The sequence below is a fragment of the Actinomyces capricornis genome, from assembly GCF_019974135.1.
Taxonomy (GTDB): domain Bacteria; phylum Actinomycetota; class Actinomycetes; order Actinomycetales; family Actinomycetaceae; genus Actinomyces; species Actinomyces capricornis.
The window spans coordinates 1880919-1899640 of the sequence record NZ_AP025017.1 but is presented as its reverse complement, the minus strand read 5'-3'; the positions used below and the strand labels follow the sequence as shown (position 1 = coordinate 1899640).

The 18722-nt window shown below is 72.8% G+C and carries 14 protein-coding genes; 2 read left to right on the top strand and 12 right to left on the bottom strand.

Annotation, left to right across the window (positions count from 1 at the left end; translation table 11 throughout):
- Positions 1-32: 32 nt before the first annotated feature.
- The 5 genes from MANAM107_RS07655 to MANAM107_RS07635 form a co-directional block, all read right to left on the bottom strand.
- The gene (locus tag MANAM107_RS07655) at positions 33-1112 is read right to left on the bottom strand and encodes a putative glycoside hydrolase (RefSeq protein ID WP_223906995.1); all 1080 of its coding nucleotides are present in this window, start codon (positions 1110-1112) and stop codon (positions 33-35) included.
- A gap of 2 nt (positions 1113-1114) precedes the next feature.
- The gene (gene pelF, locus MANAM107_RS07650; protein WP_223906992.1) at positions 1115-3412 is read right to left on the bottom strand and encodes a GT4 family glycosyltransferase PelF; all 2298 of its coding nucleotides are present in this window, start codon (positions 3410-3412) and stop codon (positions 1115-1117) included.
- Entirely contained in the window at positions 3409-4857 is a 1449-nt protein-coding gene (locus MANAM107_RS07645; protein ID WP_223906989.1) for a hypothetical protein, read from the bottom strand. The genes pelF and MANAM107_RS07645 overlap by 4 nt, the downstream gene beginning before the upstream one ends.
- Before the next feature lie 427 nt (positions 4858-5284).
- The gene (locus tag MANAM107_RS07640) at positions 5285-7876 is read right to left on the bottom strand and encodes an ATP-dependent Clp protease ATP-binding subunit (RefSeq protein WP_223906987.1); all 2592 of its coding nucleotides are present in this window, start codon (positions 7874-7876) and stop codon (positions 5285-5287) included.
- A gap of 300 nt (positions 7877-8176) precedes the next feature.
- Positions 8177-9079 (bottom strand): LysR family transcriptional regulator, encoded by a 903-nt coding sequence (locus tag MANAM107_RS07635; protein ID WP_223906984.1) that lies wholly within the window; start codon positions 9077-9079, stop codon positions 8177-8179.
- A gap of 52 nt (positions 9080-9131) precedes the next feature.
- Here MANAM107_RS07635 and MANAM107_RS07630 point away from each other — a divergent pair, with 52 nt between their 5' ends.
- Positions 9132-10238 (top strand): threonine ammonia-lyase, encoded by a 1107-nt coding sequence (locus MANAM107_RS07630; protein WP_223906981.1) that lies wholly within the window; start codon positions 9132-9134, stop codon positions 10236-10238.
- A gap of 180 nt (positions 10239-10418) precedes the next feature.
- Here the strand turns inward: MANAM107_RS07630 and MANAM107_RS07625 are convergent, their stop codons facing one another.
- From MANAM107_RS07625 to MANAM107_RS07590, 7 genes are all read right to left on the bottom strand, one after another.
- Complete coding sequence (locus MANAM107_RS07625) at positions 10419-11210, bottom strand: response regulator (RefSeq protein WP_223906977.1); 792 nt, start codon at positions 11208-11210, stop codon at positions 10419-10421.
- Complete coding sequence (locus MANAM107_RS07620; RefSeq protein ID WP_223906973.1) at positions 11207-12331, bottom strand: sensor histidine kinase; 1125 nt, start codon at positions 12329-12331, stop codon at positions 11207-11209. Before MANAM107_RS07620 ends, MANAM107_RS07625 begins: the two co-directional genes overlap by 4 nt.
- A gap of 35 nt (positions 12332-12366) precedes the next feature.
- Positions 12367-12519, bottom strand: a complete 153-nt coding sequence (locus MANAM107_RS07615) for a hypothetical protein (protein ID WP_223906970.1) — start codon at positions 12517-12519, stop codon at positions 12367-12369.
- Between the two features lie 18 nt (positions 12520-12537).
- Positions 12538-13176, bottom strand: a complete 639-nt coding sequence (locus MANAM107_RS07610) for a response regulator (protein WP_373314088.1) — start codon at positions 13174-13176, stop codon at positions 12538-12540.
- Positions 13177-13331: 155 nt separating this feature from the next.
- Positions 13332-14516 carry a sensor histidine kinase gene (locus MANAM107_RS13115; RefSeq protein WP_263421956.1) on the bottom strand — a complete coding sequence of 395 codons (1185 nt, stop codon included), beginning with the start codon at positions 14514-14516 and terminating at the stop codon, positions 13332-13334.
- 5 nt (positions 14517-14521) lie between these two features.
- Complete coding sequence (locus tag MANAM107_RS07595; protein ID WP_263421885.1) at positions 14522-15448, bottom strand: ABC transporter permease; 927 nt, start codon at positions 15446-15448, stop codon at positions 14522-14524.
- A 54-nt stretch (positions 15449-15502) separates the two neighbouring features.
- Complete coding sequence (locus MANAM107_RS07590) at positions 15503-16462, bottom strand: ABC transporter ATP-binding protein (protein WP_223906964.1); 960 nt, start codon at positions 16460-16462, stop codon at positions 15503-15505.
- A gap of 122 nt (positions 16463-16584) precedes the next feature.
- Between MANAM107_RS07590 and MANAM107_RS07585 the strand changes: the two genes are divergently transcribed.
- Entirely contained in the window at positions 16585-18669 is a 2085-nt protein-coding gene (locus MANAM107_RS07585) for a PQQ-binding-like beta-propeller repeat protein (RefSeq protein WP_223906961.1), read from the top strand.
- Positions 18670-18722: the final 53 nt, after the last annotated feature.

Below are 18722 nucleotides of genomic sequence, written 5' to 3'. Positions count from 1 at the left end.
CGGCGCGAGGGGCGCCGAAAATGTGCCACGGCTCAGGGGCGCAGGGCCAGGAGCCCGTGCTGCCCGGGCAGCACGACGCTGCGGGGCAGGGGCCTCCCATCGGCCAGTCCCCTGCGCCCGGGCAGGACCAGCCCCCGGGGCAGTTCGAGCTGGGCCCGATGGTGGGGATCCAGGACGACCGCGGCCAGGCCGCCCTCGAAGTCGCGCACCCAGGCCCCGCCCGCGCGCCGCGGCTCGCCCACGGGCCGGCCCAGGTCGGCGTCCAGCGCCGGGAACCAGGGGGTGCGGGAGTAGTCGTCGTGGCCCGTGGAGGCGTAGGCGCCCCGGCCGCCACCGAAGACCCAGAACGCGGCCAGGCCGTAGAGGGCGTGCGGGGCCCGGCCGCCACCGCCGTCGGGGGTGCGCACCATGGAGATGCCCGGCCCGCGCAGCTCGTGGATCTGCGCCAGGGCGGTGGGCTCATCGAAGAGCCGGCTGCCGCCCCACCCCAGCCAGCACTCATCGAGGCCGCCGCCCCAGGCGGCGTGGCGCTCCCAGCGGCCCGGCTCCCGGCGGGCCTCGGCGATGTTGGGCACCAGGATCTTGCCCACCCCGGCCAGGCCCCAGCCCACCTGCTCCACGAAGCCGTCCAGGACCCGGCGCAGGGAGGCGGTGTCCTCCACCTCCTCCAGGGGCAGGCTCAGGCCGTAGTAGTCATCGAAGACGTCGTTGTCGGACATGATGCCGTCGAAGGCCGTCTCCGCGGTGTCCTCGCAGACCTGCTCCACCCAGCGGGCCCGGTAGCGCTCGTCCCAGACCCGGGCCTGGAAGTGGCCGGGGTAGGTGGACCACTCCACGGCGCTGCCATCGGCGCGCCGGGCCAGCCAGCCGCGCTGGGAGACCTCCTGGAAGGTCAGGCCCGAGGCGCAGCGCTCGGGGGGCTCGAAGTCGCGGGCGGAGGACAGGCAGCGGTAGGCCAGGACCGTCATATCGGGGCGCTGGTCCTTCAGGCGCGCCGCCGCCTCAGTCTCCCAGGGCTGGAGGATGGCCGCGCGGTAGTGGCGTATCGCGAAGTCGACCTCCTGGGGCTCCAGGGGGTTGCCGTACCGGATCCAGGCTCCGACTCCGCTCACGCTCACGCTCCCTTCCCGGCACCGCCCTGCCGGTAGACCTTGTTGTAGGCGGCGTTGACCTTCTCCAGGTTGTAGGCGGCCTCCACACGCCCGCGTGCCGCCCGGCACAGCTGCTCGTAGAGGTCGAGGTCCTCGATGATGCGCTGGACCCCATCGGCCATGACCACGGGGTCGCCCGGCTCGATGATGGTGCCGCAGGGCCCCCACACGGTGCCGTCCTCGGCGACGATCTCGTCCTCCACCACCGAGCGCACGGCGCCGACGTCGGTGCTCACCGTGGGGATGCCCGCCCCCATCGTCTCCAGGGAGACCACGGGCAGCCCCTCGTTGTAGCTGGGCAGGACGAACAGGTCGAACTCGGGCAGCAGGGCCCGGATCTTGACGGTGCCGCGGATGGTGATGACCGACTCCAGGCCCTGCTCGATGATGTGGTTGAGGCACTTCTCGAAGTAGTCGGGGCGGTGCTCGGTGGGGCCGCACACATCCAGGTGCACGTTCAGGCCGCGGTCCACCATGAGCTTCATGGAGTCGATCATGTCCATGAGACCCTTTATGGGCACGACGCGGGCGATGTAGACCAGTTTCCACAGATGCCTGCCCGCGCCCTCCCTCCTGATCGCCTCCAGCGCCCTCATGCGGGCCGCGTAGGAGGCATCGAACTCGGTGGTGACGATGCCGTTGGGGATGATGATCGCCTTGCTCGCGTCCCCGCCCAGCTCGGTGGCCTCGGTGATGGCCCGGGGGTAGAGGTAGGTGCTGGCGTAGGCGTAGGGGTAGCACAGCCGCCCCATCTCCAGCCACCAGGCCATCCACATGCGCTGGCGGCCGGTGACGTCGAAGGTGCGGTAGTCGTTGAGGGTGATGTTGCGGTCCAGGCGCCGGTCCAGCAGGGTGTTGACGGTATCGCGCACGTAGAGGTTGTGCTCGGTGAGCAGGAAGCCGGTGCCGTGCAGGCGGGAGGCGGCCACCGACAGCAGGGCGGCGTAGCCGGTGGTGTGCGCGTGGTAGACCGCGGCGCGGGGCATGGGCTCGGAGAGCACGGCGTAGGCCAGGGAGAAGAAGTCGCGCAGGCACCAGAAGATGTCGGACATGGACATGCCCAGGTCCGGCATCATCTCCCGGTAGGCCTCCATGAACTCCTGGGTTCCCAGGATCGCCCACACCGGGTAGCGGCGCGTGCCCCCGGCCAGGCCCTCGGTGATGAGGTCCCACAGGGGCTCGGTGCGGCCCTCCTGGGCCAGGGCCAGCAGCGAGCCGACGAGCCGGCGGGACAGCTCGCGGCGCTTGCGCCGACCCATGCGCAGGTCGCGGGGGCGGGCCCGCAGGAAGGCCTCCTCATGCTCCTCCATGGCCAGGTAGAGCACCCGCACCCAGGCGACGTTGTCGGGCATGCCGTACAGGTCCTTGTTGGGCGCCTGGGAGTCCCAGGTCAGGTGGATGATGCCGAAGGTCAGCTCCGGGTTGCCGGTGATGATGTCGTGGACGACCGCCGAGACCCCGCCCTTGAGGTAGGGGTAGGTGGACTCCATGACGATGGCCACGTCCACGTCCTGGTAGACGCCGTCGGCGGGCACGCCGTCGGGCCAGGAGGGTGAGCCGGGGCCTGTGGCCGCCTCCTGGACGGGTAGGGGGAGCTCCTCGCTGGGCGAGACGGCGGGGAGGTCCTCGGTCAGCAGGACCCCCTCGGGCTCAACGACGTCGTCGAGCAGGGGCCCTGCGGGCTCGGGTGCGTCGGCCTCATACGGGTGGGGCGCGGGCGGGTACGGCACCGACGGCTGGGGCGCCGGCCCGGTCTCCTGAGGGCCAGCGCCGGCGGGCGGGACCATCGGGGTGGGCGCCACCGGGGTGGGCACCACCGGCATCGACGGCACCGGCGGCGCGGAGGCCTGGCGGGTGACCGGGTCGGCGGCGGGAGGAGAGGCCGGGCTGGGCCCGGTGGCCACGAAGCCGTAGCCCTGCGGGGTGGGCTGGAGGCCCGGTGGCACTGGCGACTCCCCCGCGCTCGCCGGCCGGCCCGCTCCGGGCTGATCCGGCGCTGACTGCCCCGGCGCGGGGCGCGTGGGCCCGGCGCCCTCCTGCCCGGGCCGTGCCGGCGCGGGGGGCGGCACGGAAGGACGGCGCTCCGCGGCCTGCTCGGCCTGAGCCGGCTCGGCACTGGAGGCCGAGCGGCGTCGGGCCGCCTGCGGTGAGGCCGCCGAGCCCCGGTTGCTCATCGAGGGAGGCATGGGCGCATATCCCCCGGCGGGCGCCGAGTAGTAGGAGGGCAGCGACTCCAGCCGCTTGCGAATGGATGAGCTCACCAGGACATCGCCTTTCCCCAGAAGAAGGAGTACTCAGGTGCGGCCCAGCGCCTGCGGTAGAGCACCAGGGCCGCCAGGCACAGGACGAGATCGACACAGGCCAGCGGCAGGTAGGCCCGGGTGCTGCCCTGGCCCAGCAGCAGGAAGGCGGCCGCGGCCAGGTGGACGGCCGACAGCAGCAGGGAGGACACGTGGTCGCCGATATGGTCGATCTCGTAGGCCAGGAGGGTCAGGATGGTGAAGAGCAGGGAGGAGATCCCCACGATGAGCACCTCGTGCAGATCCCCGGGAGAGGCCAGCGCGATGACGACGACGGTGATGAGCACCCCCCCGATGCCCACGGCGCAGGCCCGCACCAGGCTCGCGTTGAGCAGGTGGCGCAGCTGCTGGCCCCGGGAGCGCAGCTCCTCCATGTGCCGCTCCTTCAGGAGCGCCTGGAAGAGGGCCACCTCGGTGTTGACCCGCGGGGAGGTCACCGAGAAGTAGTAGCAGTAGGCGACGACCGCGGGCTGCAGGCTGAGGTAGACCAGGGCGACATGGAAGTCGGTTCCGGCGGACAGGAAGAGGAGGAACTTGTCCGACCACAGCACCCCGCCCAGGATGAAGCCGCGGGCCATGTCCTGGACCAGGGGCCCGGCGGGGATCGTGATGGGGCGCAGCAGGCCGCCGAGGGTCCTGCCCATGGCCAGCAGCTGGCTGACCGTGCCCAGCAGCGGGGGCAGGAACCACCAGGCGGGCACGGCCAGGAGCGCCAGGGCGTAGACGAGCCATCCCACGGCCCACAGGCGCCGACGTCCGGAGATGTCGGAGATGATGAGGGACTGGACGAAGACGACGTGGGCGATCAGCAGGGCCAGGTGGGCTGCCATGGCCCGGGCGCTCCAGCCGGTAACAGCGGCCACCGTCAGTGCCACGAGCAGGGAGGGGATGAGCGCCCACAGGAAGAGGGCGGGCCAGGCGGAGCAGTAACGGCTCAGCACCACGGCCGGGCCGCGCCCGATGGCGTCGCCGAGCAGGCGGTAGACGGGGTTGCCCACCACCTGGCTGATCCAGGGCACCACCACGGACACGCTCAGGATGATGGACTGCAGTCCCACACCCCCGATGGAGTTGCCGGCGATCCGAGGGGCGACGATGGGGAAGACGATGCCCAGCAGGATCGCCGGGGACATGGCCAGGATCATGGTGCCGGCCCAGGCCCGGCGGGAGCCGCGCGGCATCACTCCTCGCCGCAGGGCGCTGGAGGGGGGCGCGGTGACCAGGCCGAGGCTGATGACGATGATGACGGTCAGCACCGCCACGGTCGCCGGCGGCGGCCACTGGGCCCAGGCCAGCCCCCCGACCATGAGGCAACTGCCTCCCAGGGCCACGGACCCGTTGGCGGTGCGCAGGGTGGGGCGCCGCAACCGTGAGAGGTGGCGGGGTTCGTATCTGGCCTGACTCATAGCGGCTTTCTCAGTAACAAGGCGCGGATCCTGGCGCACAGAGGCGCCCTGGGGGGACCGGGTCGGTTGTCACAGGCGGCTGTCACTGACGACCACGGGTGTCACAACACTGTAACGGTCAGCGCCGCGCTCTCGGCCGAGAAGGGGTATCTCATCAGAGTGTTCCCCCTCTTTTTTAAGCATTCTTTCACTATATGTAGCAAATCACATATAGGGGCTTCTGTGGGTTTCGCCCCATCTCCGAGGCCTCCCGGTAGCCGCTGCGGACAGTGGGAACTGGCCGCGATGAACACACGAGCCCGTGGGAGCCAGGCGGTTCAACCCCGCCTGCCCCCACGGGCCCGTGCGACGCCGTCAAGCGCTCCCGCCCGTCGTCGAGCAGTGCCGACGACGGGCGGAAACCGAGGCTGGAGCCGACGGCGCCCGCTCAGGCGCCGGGTGCGGGTGCGGCGCCCTCGCTGCCCGGAGAGGTCCGCGGGGCGGCCATCGGGGCGCTGCTCACCGAGGAGCCCGAGACGATCTTCTCGGCCTCGCGCACCGCGGCCTCCTCGGCCTCGCCCGGCGTCCAGGGCTCACCGCGGAAGATGAACTCGCCCAGGATCGAGTCGCCCTCGGCGTCGACGATCACCTTCTGGCCGCGCTCGATCTCACCGAAGAGGATCTTCTCGCTCAGGGCGTCCTCGATGTCGCGCTGGATGGCGCGGCGCAGCGGGCGGGCGCCCAGGACCGGGTCGAAGCCGCGCTCGGCCAGCAGCTCCTTGGCGGCGTCGGTCAGCTCGATGGCCATCTCCTGCTCGGCCAGGCGCACGGCCAGGCGGGCGATCATGAGGTCCACGATCTGGCGCACCTCGGCCTTGGTCAGCTGTGGGAAGACGATGAGGTCGTCGACGCGGTTGAGGAACTCGGGCCGGAACTGCTGCTTGAGCTCGCGGTTGACGTGGGCCTTCATCTCCTCGTAGTCCATGGCCCCGGAGTCGGTGGACTGGAAGCCGGTGGCCACCGACTTGCCGATGTCCTTGGAGCCCAGGTTGGTGGTCATGATGATGACGGTGTTCTTGAAGTCCACCACGCGGCCCTGGGCGTCGGACAGGTGCCCGTCCTCCAGGATCTGCAGCAGGGAGTTGAAGATGTCGGGGTGGGCCTTCTCCACCTCGTCGAAGAGCACCACGGAGAAGGGACGGCGCCGCACCTTCTCGGTCAGCTGCCCGCCCTCGTCGTAGCCGACGTAGCCGGGGGGCGCCCCGAACAGGCGCGAGACCGTGTGCTTCTCGGCGAACTCGGACATGTCGAGCTGGATGAGGGCGTCCTCGTCATCGAAGAGGAACTCCGCCAGGGCCTTGGCCAGCTCGGTCTTGCCCACACCGGTGGGCCCGGCGAAGATGAAGGAGCCTCCGGGGCGCTTGGGGTCCTTCAGGCCCGCGCGGGTGCGGCGGATGGACTTCGACAGCGCCTCGATGGCCTTGTTCTGGCCGATGATGCGCTTGTGGAGCTCGCTCTCCATGTTGAGCAGCTTGGCGGATTCGGCTTCGGTGAGCTTGACCACCGGGATGCCGGTGGACATGGCCAGGACCTCGGCGATGAGGTTCTCATCGACCTCGGCCACCTGGTCCAGGTCGCCGGACTTCCAGGCCTTCTCCTTGGCGGCCCTCTCCTCGCCCAGGCGGCGCTCGTCGTCGCGCAGGGAGGCGGCGCGCTCGAAGTCCTGGTCGTCGATGGCCGACTCCTTCTCCCGCTTGACCTCGGCGATCCTCTCGTCGATGTCGCGCAGCTCCTGGGGGGCGGTCATGCGGCGGATGCGCAGGCGGGCACCGGCCTCGTCGACCAGGTCGATGGCCTTGTCGGGCAGGAAGCGGTCGTTGATGTAGCGGTCGGCGAGCTTGGCGGCCGCCTCGATGGCGTCGTCGGTGATGACCACGCGGTGGAAGGCCTCGTAGCGGTCGCGCAGGCCGGTGAGGATGCCGACGGTCTCCTCGATGCTGGGCTGCTCGACGGTCACCGGCTGGAAGCGGCGCTCCAGGGCGGCGTCCTTCTCGATCTTGCGGTACTCGTCCAGGGTGGTGGCCCCGATGGTCTGGAGCTCGCCGCGGGCGAGCATGGGCTTGAGGATGGAGGCCGCGTCCACCGCACCCTCGGCGGCGCCGGCGCCCACGAGCGTGTGGATCTCGTCGATGAACAGGACGATGTCGCCGCGGGTGCGCACCTCCTTGAGGACCTTCTTCAGGCGCTCCTCGAAGTCGCCGCGGTAGCGCGAGCCGGCCACCAGGGAACCCATGTCCAGGGAGTAGAGCTGCTTGTCGCGCAGGGTCTCGGGGACGTCGCCGTGGACGATGGCCTGGCTCAGGCCCTCCACGACGGCGGTCTTGCCCACGCCGGGCTCCCCGATGAGGACGGGGTTGTTCTTGGTGCGCCGCGAGAGGATCTGCATGACCCGCTCCATCTCCTTGTGGCGCCCGATGACCGGGTCGAGCTTGCCCTCGCGGGCGGCGGCGGTCAGGTTGCGGCCGAACTGGTCGAGGATGGCGCTGCCCGAGGGCGTGCCCTCCTTCGAGCCGCCCGGTCCTGCGGCCACCGCCTCCTTGCCCTCGTAGCCCGAGAGCATCTGCATGACGGTCTGGCGCACGCTGGACAGGTCCCCGCCGAGGTTGGTCAGCACCTGGGCGGCCACGCCCTCGCCCTCGCGCAGCAGGCCCAGGAGCAGGTGCTCGGTGCCGATGTAGTTGTGGCCGAGCTGGAGGGCCTCGCGCATGGACAGCTCGAAGACCTTCTTGCCCCGGGGGGTGAAGGGGATGTGGCCGGTGGGGGCCGACTGGCCCTCCCCGATGATCTCCACGACCTGGGCGCGCACGGCGTCCAGGGAGATGTCCATGGACTCCAGCGCCTTGGCCGCCACCCCCTCGCCCTCGTGGATGAGGCCGAGAAGGAGGTGCTCGGTGCCGATGTAGTTGTGGTTGAGCGCCCGGGCCTCGTCCTGGGCGAGCACGACGACGCGGCGGGCGCGATCAGTAAAGCGTTCAAACATCCGTGATTCCTCCTCGGCACGTGCACAGCGCGCCGCCCGGCCGGTGTTGGCGGTGGGAGTGGCGCAGCGCCGTTGGAGAGATGGCGCGGGCACGTGCTGACAAGGCTAACCAGGCGAAGGGGGCGCCCATGCCCCTGTTCGCGGTAGGCGTGAGTAGGGTTGAGTCGGGTCCGCTCAGGAATACAGCCAGCCGTGGGGCCGGGCGCCACAGGGCCGCAGCCAGCCACCACGCCCACATCCACAGCAGAGCGCCGGCCCTGCGGCCGGAGCGGCCGGGAGAGGACTGGCACAGGGCCAGGCTCAGAGCGCCGGGCCCTGCGGATCACCGGGGGCCACGGCCCCGGCGGCACCGCGGCAGGCGCCGACCAGGGCGTCGATGGCGGCAGGGCGCGGCACGGCGGCGTCCACGACGATGGCCACGTGGCGGCACTCGCCGACCAGCGGCCGCACCACCACCTCGGGGTGGCGGTAGGCACGCAGCGCCATGCCCGGCAGCAGGCAGGCGCCGATGCCCGCGGCCACCAGGCCCTGGACGGCGACGTAGTCGTCGCTGGCGTAGGCGACCTCCGGGTCGAATCCCGCCGATCGCCCGACGGCCGCCAGCTCCTCGTGGCAGCGCGCGCAGCCGGTGACCCACCGGCACTGGCCGCCCTGCGCGATGCTCTCGATCCCATCAGGGCCGGTGACCAGGTAGAGCGGGTCGTCCATGAGCGGGATGGTCCGGGTGCCCTGGGGATCCTCCTCGCCCTCGGTGTAGGAGAAGGACAGGGCGGCATCGACCCGGCCCCGGCTCAGGGCCTCCAGGGCCTCGGGCGGCTCGGCGTCGACGAGCTCGACGACCAGGCCGGGGTGGCGCTCGCGCAGGAGGGCCAGGACGCCGGGGACGAGGGAGGCGACCGCCGAGGGGAAGGCCGCCAGGCGCACGCGCCCGGCCTCGGCGCGGGCCATGGCGCCGATCTCGCGCTCAGCCCGGTCCATGAGCCCCAGGATCTCCTCGCCGCGGGCCGCCAAGGCCCGCCCCTCCCGGGTCAGGCGCACCCCGCGCCCGGCCCGGGTCAGCAGGACCGCGCCGGTGGCGCGCGCGAGCGCGGCCAGGTGATGGGAGACGGTGGGCTGGCTGTAGCCCAGCGCCTGGGCGGCGGCCGAGACGGTCCCGTGGCGCGAGAGCGCCACCAGTGCCTCGAGCTGGCGGAGGTCGAGCATGGCGCCATACTACGTCCATGCATGCGGAATCTTGATTGGATATTAAAAAAACATGCATTGGACCGATGTGACGGCGGTGGGGATGATGGAGGGCATGCTCAGCACCGCCACTGCGACCCCCACTGAGACCTCCGCAGCGATCGCCCCTGGCGCCCCCGCTGCCGCCAGCGCCGCACCCTCCTCCCCAGGCTCGGTGCCCGCAGGCCTGGACTTCGCGGCCGTGCTGAGCACCTTCGACGAGGTGCGCGCCCTGCTGCCCGAGACGCCGGCCTGGTCCTACCCGCTGCTCGATGAGGCCGCCGGGGTGGAGGTGGTGGTCAAGCACGAGAACGTCCAGCCCACCGGCGCCTTCAAGGTGCGCGGCGGGGTGGCGCTCATGGCGGCCCTGAGCCCCCAGGAGCGCAGCGCAGGGGTGGTGACGGCCTCCACCGGCAACCACGCCCAGTCCCTGGCCTGGGCGGGGGCCCGCCGCGGTGTGCCGGTGACGGTGGTCATGCCCACCAGTGCCCCGGCGCGCAAGATCGAGGCGGTGCGGGCCCTGGGCGCGCGGGTCGTGGTGGAGGGCGCCACGATGTGCGACTCCCTGGCCCACGCCGAGCACCTGGCGGGCACCGGTGGACTGCGCCTGGTCTCCCCCGGTGATGAGCCGGCGATCGTCCTGGGGCATGCCACGGTCTACCTCGAGCTGTTCCTGCGCCACGGCGACCTGCGCACGCTCTACGTGCCGGCAGGCTCCGGCTCGGGGGCGGCGGGGGCCTGCCTGGTGCGCGATGCCCTGGCCCCCCAGTGCCGGGTGGTGGCGGTCCAATCCGCCTCGGCCCCGGCCGCCTACCGCTCCTGGCGCGGCGGGGAGCCGGTGGTCGCCCCATGCACCACGCGGGTGGCGGGCCTGGCGGTCGGCACCGGCTTCACCCTGACCCAGTCGGTGCTGCGCGAGCGCCTGGACGACTTCCTGCTGGTGGAGGATGAGGACATCCAGCGGGCGGTCCAGCTGATGGCCACCCGCGCCCACACCCTGGCCGAGGGCGCGGGGGCGGCGGCCCTGGCGGGCCTCATGGCCGATGCGGGGCGCCTGGAGCGCGGCGGACCCTGCGCCGTCGTGTGCACCGGTGGCAACGCCGATGACGAGGAGCTGGCCGGGGTCTCCCCGGATCGCTGAGCCCTCCGATCACCGGGGCCAGGAGCGGGCCTGCCCCGGCGCCCCGCGGAGGCCTCGATGCCCATCGTCCTCACACAGGGCCTTCCGCGCCGTTGAACGGCGAGCAGGAATCATGCGGATCCGTATCGACACGGCACGCTCCTCAGACCCCTTTGTCAGGGATCTGGACACCACCGGGTCTCAGCCCAGGTCGAGCAGACCGCGGCGCAGCGCCTCGGTGACGGCGGCGGTGCGCGTATCCACCCCCAGCTTGCCGTAGACCCGCAGCAGATGGGTCTTGACCGTGGAGCCGGTGATGAACAGCTCCTGGCCGATCTGACTGTTGGACAGGCCCCGCGCCACCGCCTCCAGGATCTGGCGCTCGCGCGGGGAGAGGCCCACCGGCCCGCCCACCCCGCGCCGCCCGCCGGCAGGGCCACCGGCCCTGCCCTCGGCCGCCCCCGCGGCTCGATCCCCACTGCCGGTGCCACCGGCCCCGCGGGCCGCCTCGGCCAGGCGCGAGGTCACGGTGGGGCTCAGGACGCCGTGGCCCACGGCGGCTGCCCGCACCGAGGCCAGGATGGTTTCGCGCGGGGAGTCCTTGAGCAGGTAGCCGATGGCCCCGGCCTCCATGGCGCTCAGGATGTCACCGTCGGTGTCATAGGTGGTCAGCACCACCACGCGGGGGATGCCGCCGTGGCTCGGGCCCCTGGGCGAGGTGATCCTGCGGGTGGCCTCGGCCCCGCCCATGCCGGGCATGCGCAGGTCCATGAGGACGACATCGGGATCGAGGGCCTCGGTGAGCCGGATGGCCTCAGCGCCGTCCACGGCCTGGCCCACGACGTCGATATCCGGGGCGGGGGCCAGCATCCCCACGAGCCCCGAGCGCACCACCGGGTGGTCATCGACGATGAGGAGCCGCACGCGGCGCGCCCCCGGAGGTGAGGGCCGGGGCCCCCGGGCGGGGGCATCGAGGTCGACGATACTGCTCACAAGGGCATTCTCACCCGGATGACGGTGCCCGGACGACCCTTGGCCTCCGGCTCCCCCAGCGCGGTGATGGATAGTTCTCCCCCCATGTCCGCCACGCGCGAGCGCATGCCGCCGAGCCCGGCGCCCTCGGGGGCGCCCAGGGCCCCCACGCCGTCGTCCTGGACGACGGCGACCAGGGTCCCGTTCTCGGGGGCGACCACCACGTCAACGCGCTCGGCCCGGGCGTGGCGCACGACATTGCTCAGGGCCTCCTGCACCAGGCGCAGGACAACGATCTGGAGGGCGGGGGCAAGGCCCTCGGGCAATTCGGTGCTCAGCGAGATCCTCAGCCCGTGACGCTCCTGGGAGGCCACGAGCCGCTCCAGTGCCTGGCCCAGGCCGCCCTCGCTCAGGGCGCTGGGCCCCTGGCCCGTGACCAGGGATCTGGCCTCGATGAGGTTGTCGCGCGCGACCTCCTCGATCTGCGCCAATCGGCCCCGGAGGGCCTTGGGCCCCTGATGACCCGGCTCCTCCAGCTCGACCTGCGCGGCCTGGGCCAGGGTGGCCACCGAGACGAAGCCCTGGGCCAGGGTGTCGTGGACCTCCCGGGCCCAGCGCTCGCGCTCGGCGGCGGCGCCCGCCGCGTGCTCGGCCGCGGCGAGCTGCTCCTGGGCCCGGGCCAGGGCGGTCAGCGCCTCGGCCTTGGCGGCCAGGAGGGCCTCGGCCTCGGCGCGGCGGATATGGACCGCGGTCACCCAGGTGCCCGTGACCAGGGAGATCAGGACCGCCACCAGGGCTGTCGCCCAGCCCCTCGTATTGCCCTGGAGGTGCTCGACCGCCACGATGCCCGCACCCAGGACCGCCAGGCCCGCCACATTGGCCCAGTACCTGGTGTAGACCAGCCAGATGAGGGGGAAGAGGAGGAACAGCCCGAGGTAGGCCCAGGGGGTGCGCGTCAGGAGCACCAGGTCCGCGACGGCCAGCACCCAGGTGAGCAGGCGCCATACCCACCCCGGCAGCCCCAGGCGCCGCAGCGGGAGGTGGACGCCCCCGGGATCGCCGTTGTCGCGCAGCACGAAGGCCACGAGCCGGTCCCAGCGGCGGGGCCGCGGCGTCGGGGCACCCCGGGCCGCTGGGGACATCGGCCCCCCGGGCCCCGACGGCACAGCACCACCACTCACCGGTCCACAGTATCGCGCCGGGCCATGACGATGGCGGCCATGACGCCCAGGAACGGCCACACGGGCCTGATCGCCGTTCCCCTGCTGGCATCGGGGGCGCCTGGGGGCTCAGCGGTGCGGGCCCCGGCGGGCGCCAGGCACTCGCGCATGAGCCCGACCCACCGGCCTCAGCCCAGGTCGAGCAGGCCGCGGCGCAGCGCCTCGGTGACGGCGGCGGTGCGCGTATCCACCCCCAGCTTGCCGTAGACCCGCAGCAGATGGGTCTTGACCGTGGCCTCGGTGATGTAGAGTTCGCGGCCGATCTGACTGTTGGACAGGCCCCGCGCCACCGCGGCCAGCACCTGGCGCTCGCGCGGCGAGATGGCCACTGGCCCGCTGCGCATCGCGCCCGCACGGCGCCCGGCCGCAGGGGCCGCACCCCGACTGCGGGCCGCCCCCACCAGGCGCGTGCTCACCGCGGGGCTCAGGGCGCTCTGGCCCGCCGCGGCGGCCCGCACGGCGGCCAGGATGTCCTCGCGCGGGGAGTCCTTGAGCAGGTAGCCGATGGCCCCCGCCTCCACGGCACGCAGGATGTCGCCGTCGGTGTCGTAGGTGGTCAGGACCACCACGCGCGGGGCGAGTGGCGCGGCGAGGATCCGGCGCGTGGCCTCCACGCCGTCGAGCACCGGCATGCGCAGGTCCATGAGGACGACGTCGGGGGCCAGCTCGCCCGCGAGCCGGACGGCCTGCTGCCCATCGTCGGCCTCGCCGATGACGACCAGGTCCTCCTGCCCCGAGAGCATGCCCACGATCCCGGAGCGCACCACGGGGTGGTCGTCGACGACGAGGAGCCTGACCGCGGCACCCGAGGCCCCCGTGCCTCCGCCCTGCGACTCGTCCCGCGGCGCGACGGGATCGGGGGCGGGCGATGGCGGGGGCTGTCCGTGCGCGCCGCCCGCTCCGGCGCGGCTCTGCTCTGGGCTCATAGGCCCATCCTCGCCTCCAGGACCGTTCCCGTGCAGCCCTGGGCGTCGGGGGCATGGAGCGGGTCGACGGTCAGGGTGCCGCCCAGGGACTCCAGGCGCGCCCTCATCCCGCTCAGGCCCGTGCCCTCCGGGGCCCCGCGCGTACCCCGGCCGTCGTCGCTCACCGCGATGACGATCTCGCCGTCCTCAACGCCGGTGCTGACCTGTGCCGTTGTGGCATCGGCGTGGCGCACGATGTTGCTCAGCGCCTCCTGGACGGTGCGCAGGACCGCCACCTGCCTGGCCACGGGCAGGTCCTCGGGCAGGCTGGTGGTCAGGGCGACCTCCAGGCCGTGCCGGCGCTGGTCGGCGGCCAGGCGTTCCAGGGCCGCAGCCAGGCCGGAGTCCTGCAGGGCGCGGGGCCCCTGCCCGGCCACCAGGGCGCGGGCCTCGGCGAGGTTCTCGCGCGCGATCTCCTCGATCTGCCGCAGCCGCTCCCCCGTCTCCCTGCGGCGCCTCTCCTCCCCCGGCGCCGACTCCGACGCCGCGGCGCCGGGGTCACCGGGGAGCGCCGCCTCCACCTGGGCCGCCTGGGCCGCCTGGGCCAGGGTGATGACGGAGACGAAGCCCTGGGCGAGGGTGTCGTGGACCTCCCTGGCCCAGCGCTCGCGCTCGGCGGCGATACCGGCGGCGCGCTCAGCCGCGGCCAGGCCCTCCTGGGCGGCCAGGAGGGCCTCCAGGGCCTCCTGCTTGTCCGCCAGGGCCTGGACGGCCTGGGCGCGCGCCACGTGCACACCCCTGACCCACATGCCCATGAGTAGGGAGAAGCCTGTGGAGATGAGGGCAGTGGCCAGCCAGCTGGCGTCATGCGCGGCGGAGCCGACCACGGCGATCCCCAGGCCGAACAGGACGGTGGCCCCCACGCCGCGGCGGAAGGCGTCGTGGGCGAGCCACAGCAGGGGGTAGACGGCGAAGAAGAGCACGAAGGCCCCGGTGTGCCACCACAGCAGGACCAGGGTCAGAGCCGTGAGCCCCCAGGCCAGGAGGCGCCAGGCCCACCGCGGCAGGCCCAGGCGGTCCAGGAGGGCGCGGATCCTCGGGGCGGGCACCGCTGCCGGGGGCTGCCCCGGTCCGGGGCGAAGCCCGCCCCGGACCCTGCCGGTGGCGGGGGTCCGGGGCGTCGTCGGGCCGGCCGGCTCCATGGGGCTCACCGGTCCACGGTATCGCGGCGGATGATGACGATGGCGGCGATGATCCCGGCCACCAGCCAGGCGCCCACGATCACCAGCCCCCGGGCGGTCTCCCAGGCGCCTGTCGGCTCGGCCGCGGCGAAGGTGGAGGGCAGGAGCGCCTCGCGCATGAGCTGGGCGGACCAGCGCGCGGGAAGCACCGAGAAGGTGCTCACCATCCAGTCGGGCAGCTGGGACAGGGGGAAGAAGATGCCGGAGACGAACTGGAGCATGATGACCAGCGGGGTGATGAGGCCGGCGGCGGAGCGGGCGGTGGGGCTCAGCCGGCCGATGGCCAGCCCCAGGGCGGTGCAGGCGGCGATCATGAGCAGGCCGGTGGCCCCCAGCAGGACCCAGGACCGGGCGGTCGTGGGCAGCTCGATGCCCAGGGCGTAGCGGGCCGCGAGCAGGAGCATGGCGCTGTTGGCCAGGGCCAGGATCGTGTTGGAGGCGCACTTGGAGGCCACATCCACCCAGGCGGGGGCCGGCAGGCCGGCCAGGCGCCTGAGGGCGCCGTTCTCGCGCTCGGTGGCCACGATGACCGTGAGGTGCTGCAGGCAGGTGGTCAGGATGCCGGTGGTGATCATGGCCGGCAGGAGGTATTCGGCGTAGGACACGCCGGGGGCGATGTCGTCGGGGAAGACGGCGCTGAAGATGCCCAGCATGAACAGCGGGTAGAAGAACTGCATGGCCAGGCTGATGGGCTCGCGGATGAAGGTGAGCAGGCTGGTGCGGGTCAGGGTGACGACGGCGGCCAGGGGGCTGGACGGGCGCGGGCGCTCGGGGTGGGGCATGAGGTGGGCGACGGCGGCTGCGACGGTGGCGCTGGCGGCGGTGACGGCGCCCGGATCGGCAACGGGGGTGGTGGCTGAGGCGGGGGCTGAGATGGGGGCGGTGGCGGTCATGGCGGGTCTCCTTCGTGGCGGCTGGTGCGGTGGGCTGGGACCGGTCAGGGGCGGTCAGGATCGGTCGGGGCGACTGGCATGCTCGGCGATGAGCGCCAGGTAGTGGTCCTCCAGGGTGGGGGTGATGACCTCCAGGCCCTCGATCTCCCCGTCGTCGTCGGCCAGTCGGGCGAGCAGGTCTCGCACGACGGCGGTGGGGGCGGTGGTACTGACCTCGTGGGTCCGGCCGTTGTCGATCCAGCGCACGGTGCGCTCGGTGCCGGCCTGGCGGGCGAGCTGGTCGGGGCTGCCGTGGGTGACGACGCGCCCGCCCAGGATGATGGCGACCTCGTCGGCAAGGTGGGCGGCCTCGTCGAGGTAGTGGGTGGTCAGGAGCACGGTGGTGCCGCCGTCGCGCAGGTCCTCCACGAGCCCCCAGAAGTCGCGCCGGGCCTGGGGGTCGAAGCCGGTGGTGGGCTCGTCGAGGAACAGCAGCTCGGGGCGTCCGATGATGGCCAGGGCCACGTCGAGGCGACGGCGCCTGCCGCCGGAGAGGCGTGAGGCGCGGGTGCGGGCGTCGTCGGCCAGCCCGACGCGCTCGATGACGGTGGCCACGTCCTGGGGGTCGGCGTAGAAGCGGGAGATGTGGGTGACGGCCTCGGTGACGGTGAGGTCGGCCAGGTCGGTGGAGGCCTGGGAGACGATGCCCAGGCGGGCGCGCCAGGAGCGGGGGGCGTGGCGGGGGTCCTGGCCCAGGACCGTGATGGTGCCGGAGTCGGGGCGGCGCAGGCCCTGGAGGATCTCCACGGTGGTGGTCTTGCCGGCGCCGTTGGGGCCCAGGAGGGCCAGGACGCTGCCGGCAGGGACGGTGAGGTCGAGGCCGTCGAGGACCTGCTTGGCACCGTAGGCCTTGGCCAGGGAGCGGATCTCGATGGCCGGGGCGGTGAGGGCTGGGGCCGGGCGTGCGGTGGGAGCTGCGGGGGCGGTTGTGGTGGCGGCTGCGGCGAGGGCGGGGACTGGGGCGGTGGTGATCATGGTTCCAGTGTTGGAACTGGGGCGCCCGGGCGGTAGCCGTCAGCCGGTTCACAGTGGTGTCCGCCGATCGGTGGACATGCCGGACCTCGACACGGTCACGTGTTTATTACGACAATACCCCCATGCCGTCTCTCGATCAGGCCCCGCACGGAGCGGTCGACAACGCCGGCAGTTCCGCCGACGAGACCATGGCGTCGGTCGGCCCCGACAGGGGCGCGGCCCAGGGCCCCGGTGCACGGCCCCCCAGCATCACCGTCCTGCGCGCACTGCGGGCCGGGACGATGGCCGCTGTCGTCCTGCTCATGCTCACCGCGGCGTACCTGGCCGTCGCCTCCAGCACCCTGCTCGAGGACGACAGGGGCGGCGCCGGCAGCCCCAGCGGGCACCTGGTCTCCCCGGTCATCCTCCCCCTACTAGGAGCTGTGGCGTGGATGGTGGCTGCCGGCATCCGCAGCCTCAACCGCAGCGCGGTGGTCCTGGCCTCCGTGGTCATCGCCGCCTCGGCGGCCGGGGTCGCCGCCCGCATGCTGTCCCTGTGGTGGGGCGCCTACCAGGAGTCGGGCGTCTCGATCCTGCGCCTTCTGTGCGGGGCCACCGCTGCGCCGGCGATAGCCGCCATGCTCATCATCGACCTCCGCCTGCGCTTCCTGCGCACCGGCGATCGGGGAGGCCCTCCCGGCGGCCCGGATCCGGCACGGTGGTTCGGCCCCGGCGTCCATGCGAGCCGCGCCTCCAGCGCCGGACTCCGCCGGCACCGCCCGCAGCCCGCGAGGGCGCGCCTGGCCGTCGTCGCGTGCCTGCCGGCCCTCATCTGCCTGGTGCTCACCGCCACCCCCCACGCGGTGAGCCGGCCGGCCACCCGCACCTTCCCCGAGGCCACCCGGCTCTCCGCCGGTGACGCGCCCGCCCGGCCGGCCTCCATCGGCACTGAGGTCGCCTGGCGCACAGAGGTCACCGGGGTCACGGAGGTGACCGAGGGGCTCCCGGTGGTCGCCGGCAAGAGGGGACCGCTCGTCATCAGCAATGAGGGGATCACGGCGCTGAGCCCCGCCGATGGGGCGCCCCTGTGGATCTACCAGCGTGCGGCGGACTACAGCACGCCCGTCGTCAGCCCGGACGGGGAGCACCTCGCTGTCAGGATCCAGGGCCCCCGCATCCTGGAACGGGCCAATGATGCCTCTCCTCTCAGCGACCCCCTTCCTCTCACCCTCGTCCTGGAGACGCGCACCGGCAAGGTCGTCCTGGAGCGCTACAGCGCCGGAGGGATGCTCCAGCTCACCGACTCCGCAGTCCTGGACGGCAGGACCGCCCTCTCCCTGGACGATGGCTCTGAGCTCTGGCGCCTCGAGGACCATGGCTCCGAGAGCCCGGATCCGACACTGGTCGGCGGATGCCCCTACTCCGGACCGGCGGGTCACGCCTCCTTCATCCTCGACTGCGTCGTCCCGCGGAGCTCAACCACCAAGGGATCCCAGCGGTGGGCGCACGCCACCCTCACGCTTGTCGCCGACTCCGACCCGACCGCCGTCACCGAGGCATCGGGGGTTCTGGTGGACACCCTCTCCGGTGAGATCACGGTGGTCGAGGGGTGGACCGGCCAGAGCGTGGAGACGACGCCCACGACCAGTGCCGAGGCTCGCGAGGCCGACGCCGTCAGTCTTGACTCCCTGGCCGGCATCGCGGGCGCCGACCGCCGGACCACCGCCCTGGGCAGGACGAGTGGTCTCAACCATGCGGCCTCCACCGCCTCAGGCATGCTCGTCACCCAACCGCTCTACGATCCCGAGGAGGACGAGGCCCATGTGGAGCCCGACCAGCTCGGCTCCCAGGCGCTGGCGGTTGTCGACCCCGCCCGGCAGAGTGTGACGCCGATCGCTCAGGACGCCGGCCTGGCCGGGGCCCTGATGGGCATCGTGCCCGGGGATGAGCAGGCAGGCTCAGCGGCGATCCACCTGCAGGCAGGCGATGGAACCACCACAGCCACCATCCCCCTGGAGGAGGGTCCGACCTCCTCCACCTCCCGCAGCGCCGGGCCGACCACTCTCGGTGCGGCTGCGCTCTCCACGGCGCTGACGGCGGTGAGCACTCCCGGCGCCACCATCCTCATCCTGGACACCGACGCGGACGCGGCGCAGGAATCCATCACTGATTCCCCCGCCCCACGCACCGTGCACATCATCGCCCTGGCAGGCGCCGGCGACTCCTGAGCCGCTCGATGCCCTGACCGGGCAGGCCACTGGACCCACGGCCAGGGCGGATC